We start from the raw sequence: 21,412 nt of genomic DNA, 5'->3' as shown, positions 1-21,412 counted from the left end.
CCATGCTCAGGTATCTGCCGTTCCTGCTGGTCCTGGCCCTGTGGATCTACGCCTTCGTGGACTGCCTGAACACCCCGGAGGAAGAGGTGCGGCATCTGCCGAAGGTGGTGTGGGTGGTCATCATCCTGCTCTTCGGCGAGGTGCTGGTCGGGCCGGTGGCCTGGCTGATCACCGGCAGGGCGCGGCAGACGGCCCCGGCGGGCGGCGGCGCCACGCCCGGGCAGTGGGTCGCCCCCGACGACAACCCCGAGTTCCTCAAGTCCCTGAACAGGGACGACCCCGAGCAGGGCTGATGGAACTCCGGCTGCTCGTCACCTTCGAGAAGGTCGCCACGGTGCTGAGCTTCACCCGGGCCGCGGCCGAGCTGTCGTACGCCCAGTCCAGCGTGACCGGTCAGATCCGCACCCTGGAGTCCTCCCTCGGCATCGAGCTGTTCGACCGGCTCGGCGGCCGGATCCGGCTCACCGAGGCCGGTGAGCGGCTGCTGCCGTACGCCCGGCAGATCATCGAGCTGGCGGAGGAGGCCCGGGCGGCGGTCGTCGAGCCGGAGGAGCCCTCCGGCACCCTCACCGTCGGGACCATGGAGTCGCTCACCTCCTACCGGCTGCCGCCGCTGCTGGAGTACTTCCACCACCGCCACCCCAGGGTGCGGCTCGCGCTGCGCACCACCATCGGCGACGAGACCCGGCAGGCGCTGCGTCAGGGCACCTACGACGTGGGGTTCCTGATGGAGGAGGAGACCGAGCACCCGGGGCTGGAGAGCGCCGTGCTCGCGGTGGAGCCGCTGGCGCTGGTCGCGGCGCCCGGGCACGCACTGAGCACCTCCCCCGTGACGACCGCCGGCCTGACGGACCAGCCCCTGCTGGCCACCGAGCCCGGCTGCGCCTACCGGGACCTGTTCGAGCGGGAGCTGAGGTCCTTCGGGGACGTGGAGTTCATGGAGTTCGGCACGATCGAGGCCACCAAGCGCGCGGCGGCGGCCGGCCTCGGGATCGCGCTGCTGCCCGAGGTGACGGTCGCCGCCGAACTCGCGGAGGGCTCTCTGGTACGGCTGGACTGGGAGCCGCCGTTCACGCTTCGCACGCAGCTGGCGTGGCGGGCCGGGAAGCGGCTTCCGGCGCACGCCCGGCTGTTCGCGGAGCAGGCGCGGCGGCTGGTCGCCGAGCAGGACGGGCCAGGGTGACCTTCAGGCTCGCCGTCACGATCAGCGGGACGCCCAGCGTCTGGACGAGCCCGATGTGGTGGCCGTAGACCAGCCAGTCCATCAGCATCGCCACGGCCGGGTAGACGAAGGCCAGGACGGCGATCTTCGCGGTGGGCAGCTGGGCGTAGGCGGCGTACATGAGGACGTACATCACCCCGGTGTGGATCAGGCCGAGCCCGATGAGCCAGCCCCACCTCCAGCCGGTGCCGCTCATCGCGCCGAAGTCCGCGAAGGGCAGCAGGAGCGGGATGCCGACGAGGACCTGGACGAGGGCGATCAGGTGCGGGCGGACACCGGTGATCCGCTTGGTGGCCAGGGTGGACAGGCCGTAGAGCAGGGCGGCGAGGAGGGCCTGGCCGATGCCGAGCAGGTACGAGCCGCCGCTCGTGAAGTCGCCGGGGGTGACGCCCGAGACGAGGACCAGCCCGGCGAAGGCGACCGCGATCCAGCCCGCCTTCGCGGCGCTGAGCCGTTCGCGGAACAGCAGGGCGCCGAGGAGGACCACGTAGAAGGGCTGCGTGTGGTAGACGACCGTGGCCACCGAGATGGACGTGTTCTGGTACGACGAGAACAGCAGCACCCAGTTGAGGACGATGAACACCCCGCCGAGCACGGCGAGTCCGAGGGTGCGGCGGGTGAAGCCGTGGTCGCGCAGCCAGCCGCGGGCGGCGGCATAGCCGCCGAGGGCGAGGGCGCCGAACAGGACGCGGAAGAAGACGACGTCGAAGGGCGAGGCACCCGACTCCACGACGAAGACGCCGAGGGTGCCGGAGAGCATCATGGCGGTGGTCAGCTGGGCCGTGCCCCTGGTCTCTGAGGTCATGGCAGTGACGCTACGAACGGCCCCCGGTGCCGGTCCACGCGCCAGTGCGGGGCGCTGCCGATGGGGTCATCGGCGGTGCCGATACCCGCAGTTCACCGGAGGGCGGCCACCGGGTACCGGAGCACGACCTCGTGGGGGTCGGGGCGCCGGGTCGTCACCTTGGAGTACGGCGAGCGGTCGTCGGCGGCGGCCGGAGCCCTGGCCCGTACGTGCGGGTCGTCGGTGCGAGAAGGCCGGCAAAAGGGATGTGAAGAGCCGTCAGGAAAACGGGTCGTCGCGCAGGACGAGGTCGAGCAGCCCCGGGAAGCGGGCGTCGAACTCGGCCCGGCGCAGCCGGTTGACCCGTCGGGGGCCCTCGTCGCGCTGCTCGACCAGCCCGGCCCCGCGCAGCACCGCGAAGTGGTGGCTGAGGGCGGCCTTGCCGACCGGCACATCGAAGCTGCCGCAGCTGCGGGTCCAGTCGGCGGAGCCTGCCAGCTCCCTGACCAGGGTGAGGCGCACGGGGTCGGCGAGGGCGGCGAGCGCCGTGAGAACGGGCACGTCGTCGGGGTGAGTGTGCTCCGGGGCGGCCCGGTGACTGCCGGTGGTCACGCCACGCTCCCCTCTTCCTCTTGCCGAGTGTTCGATGGAAACCATACACTCGCGAGTGTTCGCTTTTGATTGAACAGTCGGTTCGAGCCAGGGGTGTGGCATGCGCGCGGTGGAGTTCCAGGAGTACGGCGGTCCCGAGGTGCTGCGACCGGTGACGGCCGAGGTGCCGGAGCCCGGCCCCGGGCAGGTGAGCATCGACGTGGCCTACACCGGCGTGAACTTCGCCGACCTCAAGGCCCGCGCGGAGGGCTACCGGGTGCCCGCGCTGCCGTACGTGCCCGGCCTGGAGGTCTCCGGCCGCGTCCGCGCGCTCGGCGCCGGCGTCACCGGCCTGGCCGTCGGCCAGGAGGTGGTCGCGCTCACCGAGGGAGGCGCGTACGCGGAGGTGGCGGTGGCCGGGGCGGCGACCGCCTTCCCGGTCCCCTCCGGCCTGGACCTGCGCACCGCCGCGACCCTGCCGACGGTGCTGCCCACGGCCTACGCCCTCGTCCACACCGTCGGCCGGCTCCAGCCCGGCGAGTCCGTCCTCGTCCAGGGCGCGGCCGGCGGGGTCGGCACGGCGGTCGGGCAGCTCGCCCGGGCCGCGGGCGCCGGGGCGGTGTACGGCGTGGTCTCCTCGGCCGCGAAGGCCGCCCACGCCAAGAGCCACGGCTACGACGAGGTGTTCGTCGGCTCCTTCCAGGAACCGGTGCGCGCGGCGACCGGGGGGCGCGGCGCCGACCTGGTGCTGGACCCCGTCGGCGGCGACACCCTGCGCGCGGGGCTGGCCTCGCTGGCGCCCTTCGGACGCCTGGTCTCCTACGGCAACGCGAGCGGCGCCGAGCCGTGGAGCGTGGGCCAGCCCGAGCTGTACCCGCTCGGCGTCTCTGTCTCCGGCTTCTCCATCCTGAACCTGGCCCGGACCGCGCCGGACGCCCTGCGCCGGCTGTCGGAGCGGGCGTTCGCGAAGGCGGCCGACGGCACGGTGACCCTGCCGGTGACGGCCGAGTTCCCGCTCGCCCGGGCGGCGGAGGCACACCGGCTGATGGGAGGACGGTCGAGCACGGGCAAGCTGCTGCTGCGGGTGGCCGACTGAGCCCCCCAACTGCCGCTCACCTCAGGCAACTTCGCGGCCACCCGGCCCAGGATCGGGGCGGCGGCGTACCCGCTGCAGAACATATGGTGGAGCCGCCGGAGCCGCTGGAACCTCCGGTGGTGCTGGAACCCCCCGAACTGCGGATCCGCTGCCTCCACTGCTCCTGCCACCGCTCCCGGTGCCGGACGCGCCGCCGGAGCCGTCCGTGCCGCCCTGCCGGCCCGCGTTCGCGTCCCCGTTGCTGCTGCACTCCTCCTACGCCGACCGGCGCGCCGCCGGAGCGGATCTGGCGGGCGGTCGCCGCGCGGCCCCGGTACTCCCGCAGTGTTCGCGCCCTGGGCCGTCACCCGTTCGGGGGCGCTGAACCGGCGGCCGGGCGGGCGGGCTCGTAGCGTCCTGCCGTAAGGACGGTCCCGCACCGGCAGGCCCGCGGGTCCGCTCCCGCCCCGCTCACCAAGGAGGCACCTGTGACCGCCACCCGCACACGGCGACCCGCCCCCAGCGCGCCCCCGGTCCGGCGGGTCGCAGCCAAACCCGCCTGGTCGGCCCCGGTGGTGGAATGCCACCGCACCGGCGCCGAGATCACCGCCTACGCCGGACAGACCGCCCCGTGGCGCAAGCGCTGACCCGCGACCGGTTCGCCGCCAGGCTGTACGACCTGCGCGGACGGTACTGGGACAGCCACCCGTTCCACCAGCGCCTGCACTCCGGTGGCTGCACGCCGCCGGAGTTGCGGCACTGGGTCGCCAACCGCTGGTACTACCAGCTCTGCCTCACCCGCAAGAACGCCGCGATCATCGCCAACTGCCCACTGCCGGAGGTCCGCCGGGTCTGGGCCGAGCGGCTCGGCCAGCAGGACGGCACAAGCGGCACCGACGGCGGGCTGGCCGACTGGCTGGTGCTCGCCGAGGCGGTCGGCCTGGACCGCGCCGAGGTCCTCGACGAGCGGCACGTCGCCCGTGGTGTGCGCTTCGCCGTCGACGGCTACCTGCACTTCTGCCGGACCAGACCGTGGACCGAAGGTGTGGCAGCGGCGCTCACCGAGATGTTCTCGCCCGACCACATGGCTGCCCGCGTCGCCGCCTGGCGCCGGCACTACGAGTGGATCGACCCGGCCGGCTACGGCTACTTCGAGCGCCGCATCCCGGTCGCCCGGAAGGACAGCGCCCGCACCCTCGAGCTCGTCCTGGACCACTGTGTCACCGGTGAGCAGCAGCAGGCCGCGATCGACGCCCTGGCCTTCAAGTGCGAGGTCCTCAACGCCATGCTGGACGCGGTCGACTACGGGGCCGCCCGGTGAGCACCGCCGGCTCCACCGTGATCCCCGGCCTGCGCAAGGGGGTGCGGCTGGTGCACGACCCGGTCCGGAACCAGGCCGCGCTGGTCTACCCCGAGGGCGTGCTGATGCTCAACGACAGCGCGGCCGCCGTACTCCGGCACTGCGACGGACGCCGGGGCGCGCGAGCGATCACCGCCCGGCTCCGCGACGAGTACGACGGGGTGGACGGCGAGCAGGTGGGCGCGCTGCTCGCCGATCTCGCCGAACGGCGGCTGCTCGCCCTGGACGGCACCGGCGCACCCGCCCGCCCCGTCGCCGCCGCCGGCCCGTCCGGCACCGCCGTACGCACGCCCGCTCCACTCGGCCTGATCGCCGAACTCACCTACCGCTGCCCGCTCCAGTGCCTCTACTGCTCCAACCCGGTCGAACTCTCCCGCCACCGCGACGAACTTCAGACGGAGCATTGGCTGCGGATCCTCGACCAGGCGCGGGAACTGGGCGTGCTCCAGGTCCACCTCACCGGCGGTGAACCGCTGCTGCGTCGCGATCTGACGGTCCTCGTCGACCGGGCCCGTCGGCTGGGTCTCTACACCAACCTGGTCACCAGCGGCATCCCGCTGGCCGCCGGGCGGGCCGCCGAACTCGCCGACGCGGGCCTCGACCATGTGCAACTGTCACTCCAGGACGCCGACGCGGGCCGCGCCGACGCCGTCGCCGGATTCAGCGCGCACGAGCGAAAGCTCACCGCGGCACGGCGGTTCACCGGCGCCGGCCTGCCGCTGACCGTCAACGCCGTGCTGCACCGGGGCAATCTGGCGCGGCTCGGCGACCTCGCCGACCAGGCGGTGGCGCTGGGCGCCGACCGGGTCGAGCTCGCGCACACCCAGTACTACGGCTGGGCCTGGCGCAACCGCGCCCACCTCGCGCCCAACGGGGAACAGGTCCGGCAGGCCGAGCGGGACGTCGCCGCGGCCCGGGAACGCCACATCGGGCGGGCCGAGATCGTGCTCGTCGCCGCCGATCACCACACCGGCGCGGTGAAGCCGTGCATGAACGGCTGGGGAGAGCGTCAGCTGGTCGTCGCGCCCGACGGCGACGTGCTGCCCTGCCTCGCCGCCGCTCAGCTGCCCGCTCTGCCGGTGCCCAGCGCGGTCACCGAGGATCTGGCGGCGATCTGGCACGACTCCCCCGCCTTCAACCGGTTCCGGGGCACCGCCTGGATGCCGGAGCCGTGTCGCGGCTGCGCACTGCGCGAGGTGGACCACGGCGGCTGCCGCTGCCAGGCCTTCCAGTTCACCGGCGATCCGGCCGCCACCGACCCGGCCTGCCCCCTCTCGCCGCACCACCACCTGGTCACCGACCCGATCCCGGCCGCCGGCTCCGGCCCCGCCCCCAGACGCTTCCGCTGAGGTGCGTCCGGGGCCGGGGCTCGGGCGGCGAGGCTCAGGACCCGTACTGGTCCGAACCCCCACAGGGGCGGCAGCCACCTGTCTGCGTGCCGGAGGACGGGCCCGCGGTGCCGGCGGGCGGGTCCGCCGTGCCGGAGGCCGCGCCCGCCGTGCCGGAGGGCGGGGCCGCGGCCCCGAAGGCCACCACGTGGCCGGACGAGGTCCCCACGTAGACCCGGCCGCCGTCGGTGGCGGGGACCACGAAGCCGTACGCCGTGCCGATCGGGAAGGAGCGGCGCAGGTGCATGACGCCGTTCACGGGCACCGCGTCGTAGACCCGTAGTGCACCACCGGTGGTGGAGCCGGAGCCGGAGAAGACCACCCAGACCAGCGCGGAGCCGCCGGTCGTTCCGTTCGAGGTGACCACGGGAGAACCGGAGCCGTAGCCGAATCCCTCGTTGCTGGTGCCCACGCTGGTCAGGGTCGGAATGCCGGAACTGTTCACCCTGAACTTCAGCGCGCGCAGCGGTGAACCGCCATTGGCGGCCACGGTGTACACGTAGCCTCCGCCACCGCCCCAGACGCCGGGGTGCCCCCAGACGCCCTCGAACGGTCCGGCCACGCTCACCGGTTTGTCCGTGCCGTTCGGGCCCTGGCCCATGCCACCCAGGTTGTTCCGGTCCAGCAGGAAGACCCGGCCGTCCTTGCCGACCTGCACCAGCAGGTGCGGGTGCGCGGCGGTGCCGAAACTGCCGGGCAGCGCGACCGGCCCGCCCGAGCCGAGGTCCCTGTCGTGGTCGTCCAGTGTCTTGTTGTTGGCCGGGCTGAAGAAGTCCCGCGCCGAGAGGCTGCCATCGCTGTTCACGCCGAGCCGGACCACCGACTCGCCGAGGCGGCCGGGCGGCTTGTTGCCCGGGCCGGGGCTCGGCGAGGAGCCCGTCCCGAAGCCGTTGCCGGTGCTGAGGAAGATCCGGCCGGGGCCGTCCGAGACCAGGCCGCCGCCGCTCTGCCAGATACCGGCCCCCTGGTTGTCGGTGCCGGCCTCGGCGGACCACAGGGTCAGACGACGGCTGGCGGTCCTCACCCCGACCACCTGGCCGACGTACGGAGCGTGGTCGCAGAGGGAGCCGAAGCCCGCGTAAACCCAGCCGTTCAGCAGGAGCAGCCCCGCACGCTGCAGGGAGGTGAACGCGTTGAACGGATGGCCGGGGCTGTTGGTCGGCGTGCCCTGGATCCGCACCGGCCAGCCCGCGCGCTCGGCGCCGGTGGAGGCGTCCAACGCGTGGAAGTACCAGTGCGGGTGCTGCACGTCCGCGCCGTCATTGACCTTGCTGGTGAGGTAGACGGTGTTGGACGCATGGTCGTAAACCGGAGTCGAGGTGATCCCCGTGCTCGATGCGGGAGAGCTGCAGTTGACCGCCGAGGTGGGCCAGGTCGGGCCGAGCTGACGGGTCCAGTTCTTCTGCCCGGTGACGGCGTCGATGCCGTAGACGTAGTTGTTCTCGGTGGCGACGATCACATGCCTGCCGGTGACCAGCGGTTGGCCCTCCACCGCACCGCTCACCGCGGTGGACCAGCGCTGTCCGAAGCTCGACGAGGACACCTGGGCCGGCGACAGGTTCGGCTCGTTCGCGTCCCATCCCGTGCGGCTGTTGTTCACCGAGATGGTGGAGTCGATGGCCTGTGCCTGGGAGGCGAGTCCGAGCAGCAGCAGGCCCGCCGCGGCGGTGGCTCTCAGCCGCAGCAGCCGCCGTCTGCCCTGTCCTCCTGCCCCGGTTCGTCGGTTCGCAGGCGACGTGAGTCGTGTCATGTGCTCCGCCCTGGTTTCGGGTCCCGCTCAACTCGGCCGACACCGATTGTCTTGACGCACACTCAGGTGATCGGGCAGGCGGCTCTCGCCGCGACGAGGGATTCATTCCCGGGGAGCAACAGACACGGGGCGAGGACACCGGCAGGGTCCTCGACACCCCCGCCCCGCGTTGCCCCGCGCTCCTCCCGCCCAGCACAGTGGGGGCCATGGACGAACGACAGGCCCGCGTCTGGCTCGCCACCGCCGTAGCGGAGGCCCGTGCCGGCCTGGCCGAGGGCGGGATCCCGATCGGTGCCGCCCTCTACGCCCCGGACGGCACCCTCCTCGGCCGTGGCCGCAACCGCCGGGTCCAGGACGGCGACCCCTCCGCCCACGCGGAGACGGCCGCCTTCCGCGCGGCGGGACGGCGGCGCACGTACCGTGGCACCACCATGGTCACCACCCTCTCCCCCTGCTGGTACTGCAGCGGCCTGATCCGCCAGTTCGGTATCTCCCGGGTGGTGATCGGCGAGGCCACCACCTTCCACGGCGGCCATGAGTGGCTGGCCGAGCACGGCGTGGAGATCCTGGTCCTGGAGGACCCCGAGTGCGTCTCGGTGCTGCGCGCCTTCGTCAAGGACAACCCCGAGCTGTGGAACGAGGACATCGGTGAGTGACACGCGCGTTCCGACCATTGATCTGCGGCCGTGGCTCCACGGCGACGACGGGAGCCGCGCCGCCCTCGCCCGTACCGTCGACCAGGCACTGCAGACCGCCGGGTTCCTGCTGGTCACCAGGCACGGTGTGGAGCCCGGGCTGCGGGCCGGGATCCGGGCGGCCGCGCGGGAGTTCTTCCTGCTGCCCGTCGAGGTCAAGCGGCGGTACGAGGCGAAAGTCGGCGGCCGGGGCTGGCTCGGGCCCGGTGCCGAGGCCAACGGGTACGCGGAGGGTACCGAGACACCGCCCGACCTGAAGGAGTCGCTGACCTTCGCCACGGACGAGCCCTTCGAGGACCCGGTCGTCAACGCCGAGTGGTACGCGTCCAACGTATGGCCGGCCGAGGTGCCGGAGCTCCGGGAGCTGTGCAGGACCTACCTGTCGCGCATGGCCGCCCTGGAGAAGGAGCTGCTGTCACTGCTCGGGTACGCGCTCGGACTCGAACCCGACTTCTTCTCCCGGCACATGGACCGTCCGACGTACGGCTTCAACATCAACTGGTATCCGGGGACGGACGTCGTCGGCGAGCCGCTGCCCGGGCAGTTCCGGATCGGGCCGCACACCGACTTCGGCACCGTGACCATTCTCGACCGGCAGGCCGGGAAGGGCGGGCTTCAGGTGTACACCGACGCCGGCGGCTGGGAGGACGCGCCGTACGACCCGGACGCCTTCACCATCAACACCGGTGATCTGCTGGCCCGTTGGACCGGCGACCGGTGGCGGTCCGGGCGGCACCGGGTGCTGCCCCCGCCCGCCGACGCGCCCGCCGAGGAGCTGATGTCGCTCGTGTACTTCGGCGAGTGCACCCCGGGCACCGTCGTGGAGTCCGTGCCGGCGCCGGTGGGCCGGGTGACGTACCCGCCGGTCGACTCGCACGTGTACCTGCGCGAGAAGCTGGACTCGATCACCGTCGGCTGAACCGGGCCACCCCTGTCAATCCCGTGTCCGGGCCGCCACCCGTTCCGCTGAAACGAACCCGCCGGGCATGTCCCGTTCGCGTCCCGTGGCATTGGCCCTTGAAGGGGGCCCGCGACCAGGGGCCCCCTTTCTGCGATGGGAGACGCGTGCGAATCACTGACATCCAGCGCTGCGAGGTCCGGCCGGGACGGCTCGTCGAATGGACGCTGAGCCCGGCGACGGTGGCGGCGGCGACGGCACTCCCGGACGACTGCCGGCCCCCGGCGTACATCCAGGAGTCGCACATCAGGACCGCCCGGTGCGTCCGGGAGGACGGGCTGTTCGTGCCGACCTGGCTCGGCACCGCCTTCGACCTGCCGGGCCCGGTCGACCTCGATGTGCTGCAGGAGGCGCTGCGCGGCTGGACGGTACGGCACGAGACGCTGCGCAGCGGCTTCCGCTGGGCGGGACCCGCGGAAGACGAACTGCGCCGCTTCACCCTGGACGCCGCCGACGTGTCCCTGCACCGGGAGGAGGCAGGCGACTTCCGGGACGCGGACGAGCTGGTCCGGCGCCTCGAGCACCGGTTCGACGCGGTCGCGGACGCGCTGCGCTGGCCGAACCTGATCTACACGGCCGTCGTACGGGACGACGGCGCCAGCGTGTACATGGCCTTCGACCACAGCAACGTCGACGCCTACTCCCTGACCCGGATCGCCGCCGAGGTGCACGAGCTGTACACGGCGGGCCTGGCCGGCACCGGCCCCGGCTCCCGCACCCCGGCGGCCAGTTACGTCGACTTCTGCGAGCTGGAGCGGGCCGACGCGGACGGCATCGACGCCCGGCACGCCATCGTCGGCCGCTGGCGCGAGTTCATCCGGCGCTGCGACGGCATGCTGCCCGGCTTCCCCGTCGACCTCGGAGTGGAACCGGGCGGCCCGCTGCCCCGGCAGCGGATGCTGTGCGAGCCGCTGGCCGACGCCGCCGAGGCGGCGGCGTTCGAGGCGTACTGCAGGCCGTACGGCGGCAGCCTGGTCGGTCTGCTGGCCGCGACCGGGCTGATCGTGCACGAGCTGGGCGGGCAGCCGGTGTACCGGACGGTGGTGCCGTTCCACACCCGGGTGAAGTCGCGCTGGAGCGACTCGGTGGGCTGGTACGTGGGCGGCGCCCCGATCGAGGTCCCGGTGGGCCGTACGACGGGCTTCCCGGAGACCCTGCGGGCGGTGCGCGCGGAGCTGCAGGCCAACCGCTCGCTCGCCCGGATGCCGCTGGCCCGGGTGCTGAGCCTGCTCGGCGCGGACTTCCGGCCGACCTCGCCGGACCTGTACTCGATCGTCTCCTACGTCGACACCCGGGCCGTCCCCGGCGCCGAACGCTGGGCCGAGCAGCGGGCGCACGCGCTGCTGCGGGTGTCGTACGGCGACCAGGTGTGCGTGTGGGTGAACCGGCTGCACGAGGGGCTGTGGCTGGCGAGCCGGTATCCGGACACGGACGTGGCGGCGAAGAACCTGCGCCTGTACGTCGAGCGGCTGCGCGACCACATCGCCTCGGTGGCCCACGGCAGCCTGTCCGCGGTGTCCTGAGCCGGACGCCGGGAAGGAGTGACCTGCCGCCCCCTAGGTGAACTGCCCGGGAAGGGGCTCCGAGGGCTCGGGCGGCTTCTTTCCCGGAAGAGGCCGGGACGACTCCAGGATGCCGATCAGGCGTTCGAATCTGTTGCGCCAGTCCGACTCCGACGCCGCCTCGCCCTGGAACTCGTGGGTGAAGCGCAGCACGCTCTCCGCGTCGCCGCCCCGCTCCAGATGGAACCGGATCCGGCCGCCGCCCTCGACGGTGTACTCCGCGACCCGGTCCACGTCCCAGGCGGTGACCCGGCCGGAGCCCAGGTCACGCAGGGTGACCGCGCCGTCGAGGCGGGGCTGCAGAACGTCGACGGCGGTGCACCACGCCCCGAGTCCCTCGGGGGTGGCCACCGCCGGCCAGACGTCTTCCATGGGCCGCGGGAGCCGCACCAGGAAGTGGAGTATGTGCGTGTTCCCGTGGGTCTGGCTGGTGCCCTGTGCGATGGAACCGCTCATGACACCAGTGTGGGCGACCCTCGGCTCACACGCCCGCGTAGGAGTGCTTGCCGCTGACGAAGATGTTGACGCCGTAGTAGTTGAACAGCCAGCAGCCGAAGGCGATCATCGCCAGGTAGGCGGCCTTGCGGCCCTTCCAGCCGGCGGTGGCCCGGGCGTGCAGGTAGCAGGCGTAGGCGACCCAGGTGATGAAGGACCAGGTCTCCTTCGGGTCCCAGTTCCAGTAGCGGCCCCAGGCGTCGCCCGCCCAGATCGCGCCCGCGATGATCGTGAACGTCCACAGCGGGAACACCGCCGCGTTGACCCGGTAGGCGAACTTGTCCAGCGAGGCGGAGGCGGGCAGGCGCTCCAGGACCGAGGTCGCGAAGGCACCGGGCTTGCCGCCGGTCTGCAGCTTGGTCTCGTACGAGTCCTTGAACAGGTACAGGATCGTGGCGACCGCGCCGACGTAGAACACCGCGCCGCAGAAGATCGCGGTGGAGACGTGGATGTACAGCCAGTACGAGTGCAGCGCCGGCACCAGCTGGTCGCTCGCGGTGTACAGGACGGTGACCGCGAGGCCCAGGTCCAGCAGGACCGTGGTGATCAGGAACAGCCCGAGCCAGCGCACGTTCTTCTTCAGCGCCAGCAGCGCGAGGTACACGCCGACGGCCACCGTGGAGAAGGTGATGTTGAACTCGTACATGTTGCCCCACGGCGCCCGCTGCACGGAGGCGGCGCGGGCGACGACACCGGCCAGCTCCACCAGGAAGGCGAGCACGGTGAGCGAGACGGCGATGCGGCCGTAGAGGTCGCCCTGCGCGTCCCCGCCGTGCGCACCCGGCCCGTCCGGCACATCACGGGCGCCGGAGGCCGAGCGGACCACGACCTTCGGCCGCTCCAGCACGGCCGTACCGCCGGCCTGCTTGACGGTGACGGCGGGGGCCTTCGCGGAGGTCTCCGGCTGGGCCGTCAGCGCGGCGGCCGTACGGGCCACCTTGCTGCGGCTGCCGAAGAGCCACTCGGCGATGTACGCGAAGAAGGCCAGGGTGTAGACGGCCATCGACGAGTAGATCAGCGTGTTGCTGATGCTCGCCAGGTGTTCGTTGGTCGCGGCGGCGAGATCGGTTGCGGCGGCGAGAGTCACTTCTCAGCCCCTTCGGCAGGTACGACTGGGGTGTCGGGGGATTCTGAAGGGTCGTCGTCGGGGTCGGGTGCCCCCGGCGCCTGGTCGTAGAGGATTCCGGCGAGGTCGCCCAGTTCCTCGGGCACCTTGGCGGACTCGCTGCGGCCCAGCCCGGCCATCTCGACGACCGTCACGCCGTCGGCGCCGCGCACCGCGCGCACCCACACCCGGCGCCGCTGGATGAACAGCGAGGCGGCCAGGCCGAAGATCGCGGTGAGGGCACCGCCCAGCGCCCAGCCGCTGCCGGGCTCCTGGACGATCTCGAAGCCGGCCCACTCCTTGATGTCCTTCTCGAAGGTGATCGACCCGGCGCCGTTCGGCAGCGTGAGCGTGTCGCCCGGCTGGAGAAGCTTCTTCAGCAGCTGGCCCTTGCTGTCCTTGAACGCCTTCATGTGCGTCTTGTCCAGCTGGTACACACTCTGCGGAATACCGGAGTTGACGCCGAGGTCACCGTGGTAGGCGTTCACCGCGAGCAGCGGGTTCACCAGCGCCGGGAACTGGGAGAGCATCGTGCCGCTCTTCGGGTCGAAGGTCGGCACGAAGAAGGCCTGGAAGCCGAGCTGGTCCTTCCTGCCCTGCGCGTCGCGGTAGCCGTCCATCACCTTGATCACACCGTTGGAGGTGACGTTTCCGTCGAGCGGCAGCAGCGGCACGGCGTCGTGGTAGACGACGTCGCCCTTGCCGTCGCGGACGGTGATGACGGGTGCGTAGCCGTGGCTGACGAGGTAGACCTTGGCGTCGCCGATGTGCAGCGGCTGGTTGACCTGGATGGTGGTCGACTTCTGCTTGCCGTACGCGCCCTGGCTGTAGTCGATCTTGGCTTCGAAGGTGCGCGGCGTGCCCCTGTTGGGGCCGGTGACCTCGTAGGTGCCCCTGAAGTCCTTCAGGTCGAAGCTGAACGGCACGAGGTCGTCGTTCTGGAACAGGCTGCCGGACTTGAAGTCGTCGTACTGCGACAGCGCGTTGGAGAAGCCGTCGCCCTCGACCACCAGCTTGGTGCCGTCCGACTTGTACAGCTGGCCGGAGGCGAAGGCGATCAGCAGCACGATCAGGGCGATGTGGAAGGCCAGGTTGCCCAGCTCGCGCAGATAGCCCTTCTCGGCGGCGACGGCGTCCCCGGCGACATGGGCGCGGAAGCGGCGCTTCTTCAGCAGGGCGAGCGCGGCCTCGCGGACCTGCTCGGGCTCGGCGGTCGTACGCCATGTCGTGTAGGCGGGCAGCCGGGTCAGCCGCTTGGGGGCGCCCGGCGGACGGCCGCGCAGCTGGCCGACGAACTGCCAGGTGCGCGGGACGATGCAGCCGATGAGGGAGACGAACAGCAGGATGTAGATCGCGGAGAACCACACCGAGCTGTAGACGTGGAACAGTCCGAGCTTGTCGTAGATCGGCGCGAGCGTCTTGTGTGCCTTGCGGAAGTCGTCGACCTTGTTGAGGTCGGCGCCGGTCTGCGGGATGAGCGAGCCGGGGATCGCGCCGAGCGAGAGCAGCAGGAGCAGCAGCAGCGCGACCCGCATGGAGGTCAGCTGCCGCCAGAACCAGCGGGCCCAGCCGATGACGCCGAGGCCGGGGGCGGCGGACAGCTCCTCGCGCGGGGCGGTGGACAGCTGGGAGCCGGCCGCGCCGAGGTCCTCCTGGTCCGCGTCCGCCTGGTCCCGGCTCTTGTCGGTTTCGGTCTTGCTCATCGATCAGATCCCCACAGTGAAGCCGTCGGACCAGGTCTGCATCTGCTGCACCAGACTGTCCCAGGCGCCGGTCAGCAGCAGCACACCGGTCACGATCATCATCGTGCCGCCGATGCGCATCACCCATACGTAATGGCGCTTGACCCAGCCGAACGCGCCGAGCGCCTTGCGGAAGGCGATCGCGGTGAGCACGAAGGGGACGCCGAGGCCGAGGCAGTAGGCGACGGTCAGTATCGCGCCCCGGCCGGCGCTCGCCTGCTGGGAGGACAGGGCGATGACGGAGGCGAGGGTCGGGCCGATGCAGGGGGTCCAGCCGACCCCGAACAGGGCGCCGAGCAGGGGCGCGCCGATCAGACCGGCCGCCGGACGCCGGTGGAAGCGGAACTCGCGCTGGGTCAGCCAGGGCATCAGTCCCATGAAGAAGACGCCCAGCAGGACCATGAGCACGCCGAGCACCTTGGACAGCGTGTCCTTGTACTCCTGCAGGGTGGAGCCGAAGAAGCCGAACAGCGCGCCGCCGGAGACGAACACGGCGGTGAAGCCGAGGACGAACAGGAGGGCACCGGTGGCCATCCGCCCGCGTCTGGCCTCGGCCAGGTCGGTGCCGGCCACGCCGGTGACATAGGAGAGGTAGCCGGGGACCAGGGGCAGGACGCAGGGGGAGAAGAAGGAGACGAGCCCGCCGAGCAGCGCGACCGGCAGGGCGATCAGCAGGGCGCCGCTCCGCACCGTCTCGTTCTGGCCCGTCGCGGCCAGCGTCAGGAGCGCGCTCACGTCACTTCTCCGCGAGGACCGGCTTGAGCATCTTCAGCAGGGCGGTGTCGTCGAGCGCCTCCAGGGCCCGCGCGGCGACCTTCCCGTGCTTGTCGATGACGAGCGTGGAGGGGATCAGCTGCGGGTTGAGGGTGCCCTTCTCGAAGCGGAGCATCAGCTTGCCCGTGGGGTCGTACAGGCTCGGGTAGCTGATCCCGTGCTCCTTCTCGAAGGCGACCGCGGGGGTGGTGCTGGTGTCCCGGGTGTTGATGCCGACGAACTGCACGCCCTTGCCGTCGTACTGCTTCGACACCTTGGAGAAGTACTCGGCCTCCTCGCGGCACGGCCCGCACCACGAGCCCCAGACGTTGATGACGACGACCTGGCCCTTGTAGTCGGCGACGTCCAGGGTCCTGCCGTCGATGGTCTGGCCGGACAGGTCCGGGGCGCCGGCGCGCTTGCCCGCCGGCACGGTGTCGATGCCGTTGTGGCCGGTGACGAAGCCCATGTTGCCACCGCCGCCGGAGGTGCCGCCCTTGCCGCACGCGGACAAGGTCAGGGCCGCGACGGCGGCCACGGCGCTGAGCAGGACGGCGCGGCTACGGGTACTCATGTGAAAAGTTTCGCATGTCCGTTCCGGCGATCTCTGGCACCCCCCTGCCGGGCGGAAAACCGCATTTCAGGGCGTATTTACACGGGACATTTCCGACAGGGGGCCGAGCGGGAGGGCGCTGCGGGGAGCGAGCGGGAGGCTAGGCGAGGAAGGTCTTCCAGCCACCGGCCGGCGCCTGCCCGGGAGCGAGCGTGCGCAGCTTGGCGAGCACCTCGGGCTTCTGCACGTCGATCCAGTCGACGAACTGCCGGAAGGAGACCAGCCGGACGTCGGCGCCCTTCTCCTTCGCCTGGGCGATGTGCTTGAAGGCCTGCTCGACGGCGTCCATGTAGATGCCGCCGTTCCAGTGCTCGAAGTGGTTGCCGATGAACATCGGCGCCCGGTTCGAGAAGTATGCCCGCCTGAAGCCGGCGATGTACGCCCCGGCCGCCTGCTCGCGCCAGGCCGGGTAGTTGTAGGCCGGCGCCTTGGTCGAGTTCTGCGACTGGTTGAACATCATGTTGTAGTCCATCGAGAGGACCTGGAACTTCTTGCCGGGGAAGGGGATCTCCTGGAGCGGCAGGTCCCACAGCCCGTGCTTCTTCACCGGCCACATCTGCAGACCGCCGGGCGAGGAGGCGTCGTAACGCCAGCCCAGTTCACGGGCGGTGGGCAGCAGGTTCTCCTGGTTGAGCAGACAGGGCGTACGGCCGCCGACCAGTTCCTTCTCGTAGTCGAACGGCAGGGCCGGCATGTCGGTGAAGCCGGTGTTGGTCTTCCAGTTCTTCACAAAGGACTTGGCCTGCTTGATCTCGCTGTGCCACTGCTGGGGCGTCCACCACTTGACCGAGGTGTGGGCATCGCCGCAGAAGTGCCCGTTGAAGTGGGTGCCGATCTCGTGGCCTTCCAGCCAGGCCCGGCGGACGTTGGTCAGCGTCGCCTTGATGTGCTCGTCGTTGAGGTAGCCGATGTCGGAGGCGCCGACCCGGTTGTTCGGCGGCTGGTACAGGCGCTTCTTCGACTCGGGCAGCAGGTAGAGACCCGAGAGGAAGAAGGTCATGCTCGCGCCGTGCTCCTTGGCGAGGTCCAGGAAGCGCGGGAAGAGCCCGTTGCCGACCTCGCCGGCACCGTCCCAGGAGAAGATCACGAACTGCGGCGGGGTCTGGCCGGGCTGCAGCGGCTCGGGCGCGGCCGGCTGGTGCGGCTGCTTGCCGGTGTACGACGTGGAGCCGTCCCCGATGAGCCGGCCCTGCGGCGCGCCGTTCGCGCCGCCGTCCTGGCCGTTCTTCCCGTCACCGGAACCGTTCGACTGCCCGGCGCCGTCCGATGACGTGTGGCTCCCACAGCCGGCGAGGGTGGCGGCGGCAGCGGCACCCGCGCCGAGGCCGAGTATTCCCCGGCGGGAGAGGGTCCGGGAGTCGGTGCGCATGGAAATCCCCGATTCATCGCGCCATCTGATGGTCACCCATTCAGAGGGCACGACGATCGGGGAGGTTCCGATAATTCTTATGTTTTTCGCAATAGTTGCGGAAAAGACACCCTAAGTTACGTCAAACGGACCGTCAGGAAACCGCGGTCAGACGTCCTCAGGCCCCGAAGGCCTTCCCCTGAGCGGTGCCCTTGCCCTTCTGCGGCTTGGCACCGGCCCGCAGATGAGCCGGGACGAGATCGATGGCGGGCTCGCTGTAACCGACCGACACGATCTTGTCGCCGAGGTAGGTGAAGGACGTGAGAGAGGCCAGCGTGCACTGCCGCTTGCGCGGATCGTGCCACAACCGGCGCCGCTCGACATAGGACCGCACGATCCAGATCGGCAGCTGATGGCTGACCAGCACCGCCTCGTGCCCGCGCGCCTGGTCCTTGGCCGCGTTCAGCGCGCCCGTCATCCGCACGACCTGGTCGACGTACGGCTCCCCCCAGGACGGCCGGAACGGGTTGACCAGGTGCTTCCAGTTCCCCGGCCGCTGCAGCGCGCCGTCACCGACGCCGAAGGTCTTGCCCTGGAAGACGTTGCCGGCCTCGATGAGCCGCTCGTCGGTGTCCAGGTCGAGACCGTGCGCCTTGGCGATCGGGGTGGCCGTCTCCTGCGCCCGCTCCAGCGGTGAGGCGCAGACGTACGTCACGTCCCGCGAGGCGAGGTGCTCGGCGACCCGGTCGGCCATCTGCCGGCCCAGCTCGGACAGGTGGTAGCCGGGCAGCCGCCCGTACAGAATCCCGGTCGGGTTCTCGACCTCACCGTGCCGCATGAGGTGGACGACGGTGACGTCCTTGTCCCGGCCGCTGTTGTCGCTGCTGCTGATGCTGTTGCTCACGCGGTGGCCTCCGCAGCCGCCCGGGCCGCCGCCGGAAGGGCGTCGGCGATCTTCTGGACGGCCCGCTCGTCGTGGGCCGTGGACACGAACCAGGACTCGAAGGACGACGGCGGCAGGTAGACGCCGTTCGACAGCAGCGAGTGGAAGAACGCGGTGAAGCGGAAGGACTCCTGTCGCTTGGCGTCCTCGTAGTCGCGCACCTGCCGGTCGGTGAAGAACACCGAGAACATGTTGGAGGCGGTCTGCACCCGGTGCGCCACGCCCTCCTTGTTCAGCGCCTCGGTGACGAGGGCCTGGATCTGCGCGGACACCGCGTTCACCGTGTCGTACGCGGCGTCGTCCAGCAGCCGCAGCTGGGCGAGCCCGGCGGCGGTGGCGACGGGGTTACCGGAGAGCGTGCCGGCCTGGTAGACCGGCCCGGCGGGCGCGAGGTGGGCCATGACGTCGGCCCGCCCGCCGAAGGCGGCGGCGGGGAACCCACCCCCCATCACCTTCCCGAAGGTCATCAGATCGGGCTCGACCCCGTCGACGCCGTACCACCCGGCGCGGCTGGTCCGGAAGCCGGTCATCACCTCGTCGGAGATGTAGAGGGCGCCGTTCTTGTGGCAGGCGTCCCTGAGCCCCTGGTTGAACCCGGGCTCCGGCGGCACGACCCCCATGTTGCCCGGCGAGGCCTCGGTGATCACGCACGCGATCTCGCCGGGGTGCCGGTGGAAGGCCTCCTGCACGGCCTCGAGATCGTTGTACGGCAGCACGATCGTGTCGCCGGCCTGGGCGCCGGTGACACCGGGGGTGTCGGGCAGCGCGAACGTCGCGACCCCGGAGCCGGCGGCGGCGAGCAGGGCGTCCACGTGCCCGTGGTAGCACCCGGCGAACTTGATCACCTTGGACCGCCCGGTGAACCCACGGGCGAGCCGGATGGCGCTCATGGTCGCCTCGGTCCCGCTGCTGACCAGCCGGACCTGCTCGATGGGCTCGACGCGGGCGACGATCTCCTCGGCGAGCGCGACCTCGCCCTCACCGGGCGTGCCGAAGGACGTACCGCGCGCGACGGCCTCCTGCACGGCGGCGATGACCTCGGGGTGCGCGTGCCCGAGGATCATGGGCCCCCAGGAACAGACGAGGTCGACATACTCCCGGCCGTCCGCATCGGTCAGGTACGGGCCGCGGCCGGACACCATGAAACGGGGCGTGCCGCCGACGGCGCGGAAGGCGCGCACCGGGGAGTTCACACCGCCGGGCGTGACGGCACAGGCGCGGTCGAAGAGCGCCTGGGAGGCGGGCGCGTCGTAGGGATAGGGCGTTTCGCTCAGGGCACTCATGGCGTGCGGCTTCTCCGGCTTCTCGGACTCCGGTGATGTGGGTGACCTCCTCAGGGTAGGCCGCGGCCGGGCCGCGAGGCGGCCGGCCTCCGGTCCGCAGCACCGCGGGGGCGCCATCTGCGAGACTGAGACCTGATACACACAGCTCTTACGCACGTAATGATCAGAGGCCGGACAAGAACCCGTGGACTGTTGTTCCACCGCACGTTTCGGCGGGCGGGCGTGGGGGAGGTCACTGACACGATGATCGGGTTGCGCGGCGGGGGCCACGCGTCCTAGAAAAGCAGTCGGGTGGAGATATGCATCGCGGTGGCGGACTGGGCGAGGGGACTGATGACCTGGGTCCTCGACGTGCCCGGCGGGGAAGGCACCGGCGCGACGCGGAGGAATCGACCGAGGCACGGCAGAGCGACGCACGTCACACACAGGGTGTACCGGGTGAGCCCGAGCGGTACGACCGGCGGACCGACCGGCAGCTGGAGAGCCAGCTCGACCGGCCGGCGGACCGTCGGCTCGACCAGCGGGTCGACCGCCTGAGGGCGGGGAGCAGAAATGGTGGTCGAGTGGGGGTGACATACAAATACTTCGGCGCGCCGGACGGTGCGACCGCGGCTCGCGTCCCCATCTCGATGCGCCCCGAGGAACTCGGCGGCGACGAGCTGGGCATGAACGGCATGTTCACCAAGATCAAGCCGGAGACGATGGCCGCCATGGTGCTGACCGGCATCGAGGGCGTCCCCCTGCACAAGGTCCCGCCCCTGGAACTGGTCGTCCTCCACCCCGACTACGCCGTCGTCAAGCTCCCCATGACCGTCGTCGACCCCCTGCGCGGCATCGGCGAGGAAGCGGTCGGCGCGGCGGCCTTCATCTGGTCGACGGTCCCGGACCGGGGCGGGCCACGGGATGCGTTCAATGTGTACCAGTTGCTGCACGAGTGGCAGGACTTCAGCCATCGGTTGCATGAGGCGGGGCATCAGCCGTATTGCTTGGTGTGGCCCTGAGCTGGGGCTTCGTGGGGTTTGGGCGGGGTCTTCGGGCCTCGCCCTTTTCAGTGCCGGAGAGGGGCCGTCAGGCGGCCCGGGCACATTGGTTTCGCTGGGGGCACTGATGTGCCCTGAGCGGCGGGCGGGTCGCCATCGTCTTCCGCCTCGGCTTCCGTTTCCGTGAAAGCGTCGTCGATCGCCAACCTCTACGGCACCGATCCCCAGGACGTCCGAGACGGGGTCCTTCACGAGGCCCTGCACCGCCCGCCCGGCGAGGCCGTCGAGTACACCGACCGCGCCGCCCTCGTCCTCGGATACCTCGCTGAGCACCTTTCCGGCCAGCACCTCGACCAGCTCGCCACAGAGCGGACCTGGCAGCCACTGGGCATGTGTGGCATCGCCGGCGCCTTCACCACCCTCGACGACCTCGCCGTCTTCCTGCGCTACATGCTGGACGCCTCGACCGGCCTGGGGCGAGCCGGATTCGGCCCCGCCTGGACCAGGCAGTCGCTGAGCGTCCAGACCGGCACCCTGGATCCTGTACGCGGCCTGTTCTGGCACCCCGCCCCTGGCACGCACCTCGCCGACGGCATCTGGGTCCACTACGGCTTCACCGGCACCGGCATGTGGATCTCGCCCCAGCAGGAACGATGGGCAGTACTGCTGACCAACAAGCTCTACTACACCCGCGACCGCCGGCCCCTGACCGACGTCCGCAACACCTTCTGCGCGCTTGCGTTCGCCTGAAGCAACCTGTCATTC

The 21,412-nt window shown here is 71.1% G+C and carries 21 protein-coding genes and 1 pseudogene; 11 read left to right on the top strand and 11 right to left on the bottom strand.

Annotation, left to right across the window (positions count from 1 at the left end; genetic code table 11):
- Nucleotides 1-2: 2 nt before the first annotated feature.
- Both ABT288_RS21605 and ABT288_RS21600 read left to right on the top strand, forming a co-directional pair.
- On the top strand, nucleotides 3-293 hold the full coding sequence (locus tag ABT288_RS21605) for a PLD nuclease N-terminal domain-containing protein (RefSeq protein WP_351610112.1): 291 nt from the start codon (nucleotides 3-5) through the stop codon (nucleotides 291-293).
- Nucleotides 293-1,183, top strand: coding sequence for a LysR family transcriptional regulator (locus ABT288_RS21600; protein ID WP_351610110.1), 891 nt, complete (start codon nucleotides 293-295; stop codon nucleotides 1,181-1,183). Before ABT288_RS21605 ends, ABT288_RS21600 begins: the two co-directional genes overlap by 1 nt.
- On the opposite strand, the gene ABT288_RS21595 is transcribed toward ABT288_RS21600, so the two are convergent.
- Nucleotides 1,071-2,027: a DMT family transporter gene (locus ABT288_RS21595; RefSeq protein ID WP_351610108.1), complete on the bottom strand. Its 957-nt coding sequence runs from the start codon at nucleotides 2,025-2,027 to the stop codon at nucleotides 1,071-1,073. The genes ABT288_RS21600 and ABT288_RS21595 overlap by 113 nt on opposite strands.
- A gap of 258 nt (nucleotides 2,028-2,285) precedes the next feature.
- Nucleotides 2,286-2,663, bottom strand: coding sequence for an ArsR/SmtB family transcription factor (locus ABT288_RS21590; protein ID WP_351610105.1), 378 nt, complete (start codon nucleotides 2,661-2,663; stop codon nucleotides 2,286-2,288).
- 55 nt (nucleotides 2,664-2,718) lie between these two features.
- Here ABT288_RS21590 and ABT288_RS21585 point away from each other — a divergent pair, with 55 nt between their 5' ends.
- From ABT288_RS21585 to pqqE, 4 genes are all read left to right on the top strand, one after another.
- Nucleotides 2,719-3,693: a quinone oxidoreductase family protein gene (locus tag ABT288_RS21585; protein WP_351610102.1), complete on the top strand. Its 975-nt coding sequence runs from the start codon at nucleotides 2,719-2,721 to the stop codon at nucleotides 3,691-3,693.
- Between the two features lie 467 nt (nucleotides 3,694-4,160).
- Nucleotides 4,161-4,319 (top strand): hypothetical protein, encoded by a 159-nt coding sequence (locus ABT288_RS21580; RefSeq protein WP_351610100.1) that lies wholly within the window; start codon nucleotides 4,161-4,163, stop codon nucleotides 4,317-4,319.
- Nucleotides 4,304-4,993 (top strand): pyrroloquinoline-quinone synthase PqqC, encoded by a 690-nt coding sequence (gene pqqC, locus ABT288_RS21575; RefSeq protein WP_351610099.1) that lies wholly within the window; start codon nucleotides 4,304-4,306, stop codon nucleotides 4,991-4,993. Before ABT288_RS21580 ends, pqqC begins: the two co-directional genes overlap by 16 nt.
- Nucleotides 4,990-6,381 (top strand): pyrroloquinoline quinone biosynthesis protein PqqE, encoded by a 1,392-nt coding sequence (gene pqqE / locus ABT288_RS21570; RefSeq protein WP_351610096.1) that lies wholly within the window; start codon nucleotides 4,990-4,992, stop codon nucleotides 6,379-6,381. Before pqqC ends, pqqE begins: the two co-directional genes overlap by 4 nt.
- Nucleotides 6,382-6,415: 34 nt before the next feature.
- Here pqqE and ABT288_RS21565 read toward each other — a convergent pair whose 3' ends face one another.
- Entirely contained in the window at nucleotides 6,416-8,170 is a 1,755-nt protein-coding gene (locus tag ABT288_RS21565; RefSeq protein ID WP_351610094.1) for an outer membrane protein assembly factor BamB family protein, read from the bottom strand.
- Between the two features lie 206 nt (nucleotides 8,171-8,376).
- Here ABT288_RS21565 and ABT288_RS21560 point away from each other — a divergent pair, with 206 nt between their 5' ends.
- The 3 genes from ABT288_RS21560 (at nucleotide 8,377) to ABT288_RS21550 (ending at nucleotide 11,346) form a co-directional block, all read left to right on the top strand.
- Nucleotides 8,377-8,826, top strand: a complete 450-nt coding sequence (locus ABT288_RS21560) for a nucleoside deaminase (RefSeq protein WP_351610092.1) — start codon at nucleotides 8,377-8,379, stop codon at nucleotides 8,824-8,826.
- Nucleotides 8,819-9,784 (top strand): isopenicillin N synthase family dioxygenase, encoded by a 966-nt coding sequence (locus tag ABT288_RS21555; RefSeq protein WP_351610089.1) that lies wholly within the window; start codon nucleotides 8,819-8,821, stop codon nucleotides 9,782-9,784. Before ABT288_RS21560 ends, ABT288_RS21555 begins: the two co-directional genes overlap by 8 nt.
- A 146-nt stretch (nucleotides 9,785-9,930) precedes the next feature.
- On the top strand, nucleotides 9,931-11,346 hold the full coding sequence (locus ABT288_RS21550; RefSeq protein ID WP_351610086.1) for a condensation domain-containing protein: 1,416 nt from the start codon (nucleotides 9,931-9,933) through the stop codon (nucleotides 11,344-11,346).
- A gap of 33 nt (nucleotides 11,347-11,379) precedes the next feature.
- On the opposite strand, the gene ABT288_RS21545 is transcribed toward ABT288_RS21550, so the two are convergent.
- From ABT288_RS21545 to hemL, 8 genes are all read right to left on the bottom strand, one after another.
- On the bottom strand, nucleotides 11,380-11,841 hold the full coding sequence (locus ABT288_RS21545; protein WP_351610084.1) for an SRPBCC family protein: 462 nt from the start codon (nucleotides 11,839-11,841) through the stop codon (nucleotides 11,380-11,382).
- Nucleotides 11,842-11,866: 25 nt separating this feature from the next.
- A complete protein-coding gene (ccsB, locus tag ABT288_RS21540; protein ID WP_351610081.1) occupies nucleotides 11,867-12,967 on the bottom strand; it encodes a c-type cytochrome biogenesis protein CcsB in 1,101 nt (366 codons plus the stop codon).
- Nucleotides 12,964-14,688, bottom strand: coding sequence for a cytochrome c biogenesis protein ResB (gene resB, locus ABT288_RS21535; RefSeq protein WP_351610078.1), 1,725 nt, complete (start codon nucleotides 14,686-14,688; stop codon nucleotides 12,964-12,966). Before resB ends, ccsB begins: the two co-directional genes overlap by 4 nt.
- Before the next feature lie 3 nt (nucleotides 14,689-14,691).
- The gene (locus ABT288_RS21530; protein WP_351610075.1) at nucleotides 14,692-15,462 is read right to left on the bottom strand and encodes a cytochrome c biogenesis CcdA family protein; all 771 of its coding nucleotides are present in this window, start codon (nucleotides 15,460-15,462) and stop codon (nucleotides 14,692-14,694) included.
- A gap of 1 nt (nucleotide 15,463) precedes the next feature.
- Nucleotides 15,464-16,054 (bottom strand): TlpA family protein disulfide reductase, encoded by a 591-nt coding sequence (locus tag ABT288_RS21525; RefSeq protein ID WP_351610073.1) that lies wholly within the window; start codon nucleotides 16,052-16,054, stop codon nucleotides 15,464-15,466.
- A 139-nt stretch (nucleotides 16,055-16,193) separates the two neighbouring features.
- Nucleotides 16,194-17,462, bottom strand: a complete 1,269-nt coding sequence (locus ABT288_RS21520) for a polysaccharide deacetylase family protein (RefSeq protein WP_351610070.1) — start codon at nucleotides 17,460-17,462, stop codon at nucleotides 16,194-16,196.
- Between the two features lie 157 nt (nucleotides 17,463-17,619).
- A complete protein-coding gene (locus ABT288_RS21515) occupies nucleotides 17,620-18,279 on the bottom strand; it encodes a histidine phosphatase family protein (protein WP_351610196.1) in 660 nt (219 codons plus the stop codon).
- Nucleotides 18,280-18,341: 62 nt separating this feature from the next.
- The gene (gene hemL, locus ABT288_RS21510; RefSeq protein WP_351610193.1) at nucleotides 18,342-19,658 is read right to left on the bottom strand and encodes a glutamate-1-semialdehyde 2,1-aminomutase; all 1,317 of its coding nucleotides are present in this window, start codon (nucleotides 19,656-19,658) and stop codon (nucleotides 18,342-18,344) included.
- Nucleotides 19,659-20,230: 572 nt separating this feature from the next.
- Between hemL and ABT288_RS21505 the strand changes: the two genes are divergently transcribed.
- Both ABT288_RS21505 and ABT288_RS21500 read left to right on the top strand, forming a co-directional pair.
- Nucleotides 20,231-20,668, top strand: coding sequence for a hypothetical protein (locus ABT288_RS21505; RefSeq protein ID WP_003974483.1), 438 nt, complete (start codon nucleotides 20,231-20,233; stop codon nucleotides 20,666-20,668).
- Nucleotides 20,669-20,839: 171 nt separating this feature from the next.
- Nucleotides 20,840-21,397, top strand: a pseudogene (locus ABT288_RS21500) (serine hydrolase); the annotation flags it as partial.
- Nucleotides 21,398-21,412: the final 15 nt, after the last annotated feature.

Origin of the sequence: Streptomyces sp. NPDC001093 (genome assembly GCF_040298985.1) — a bacterium.
In the GTDB taxonomy this organism is placed as follows: Bacteria; Actinomycetota; Actinomycetes; order Streptomycetales; family Streptomycetaceae; genus Streptomyces.
Note: the sequence above shows the minus strand (reverse complement) of the source record. Positions and strands in the feature narration are given on the sequence as shown.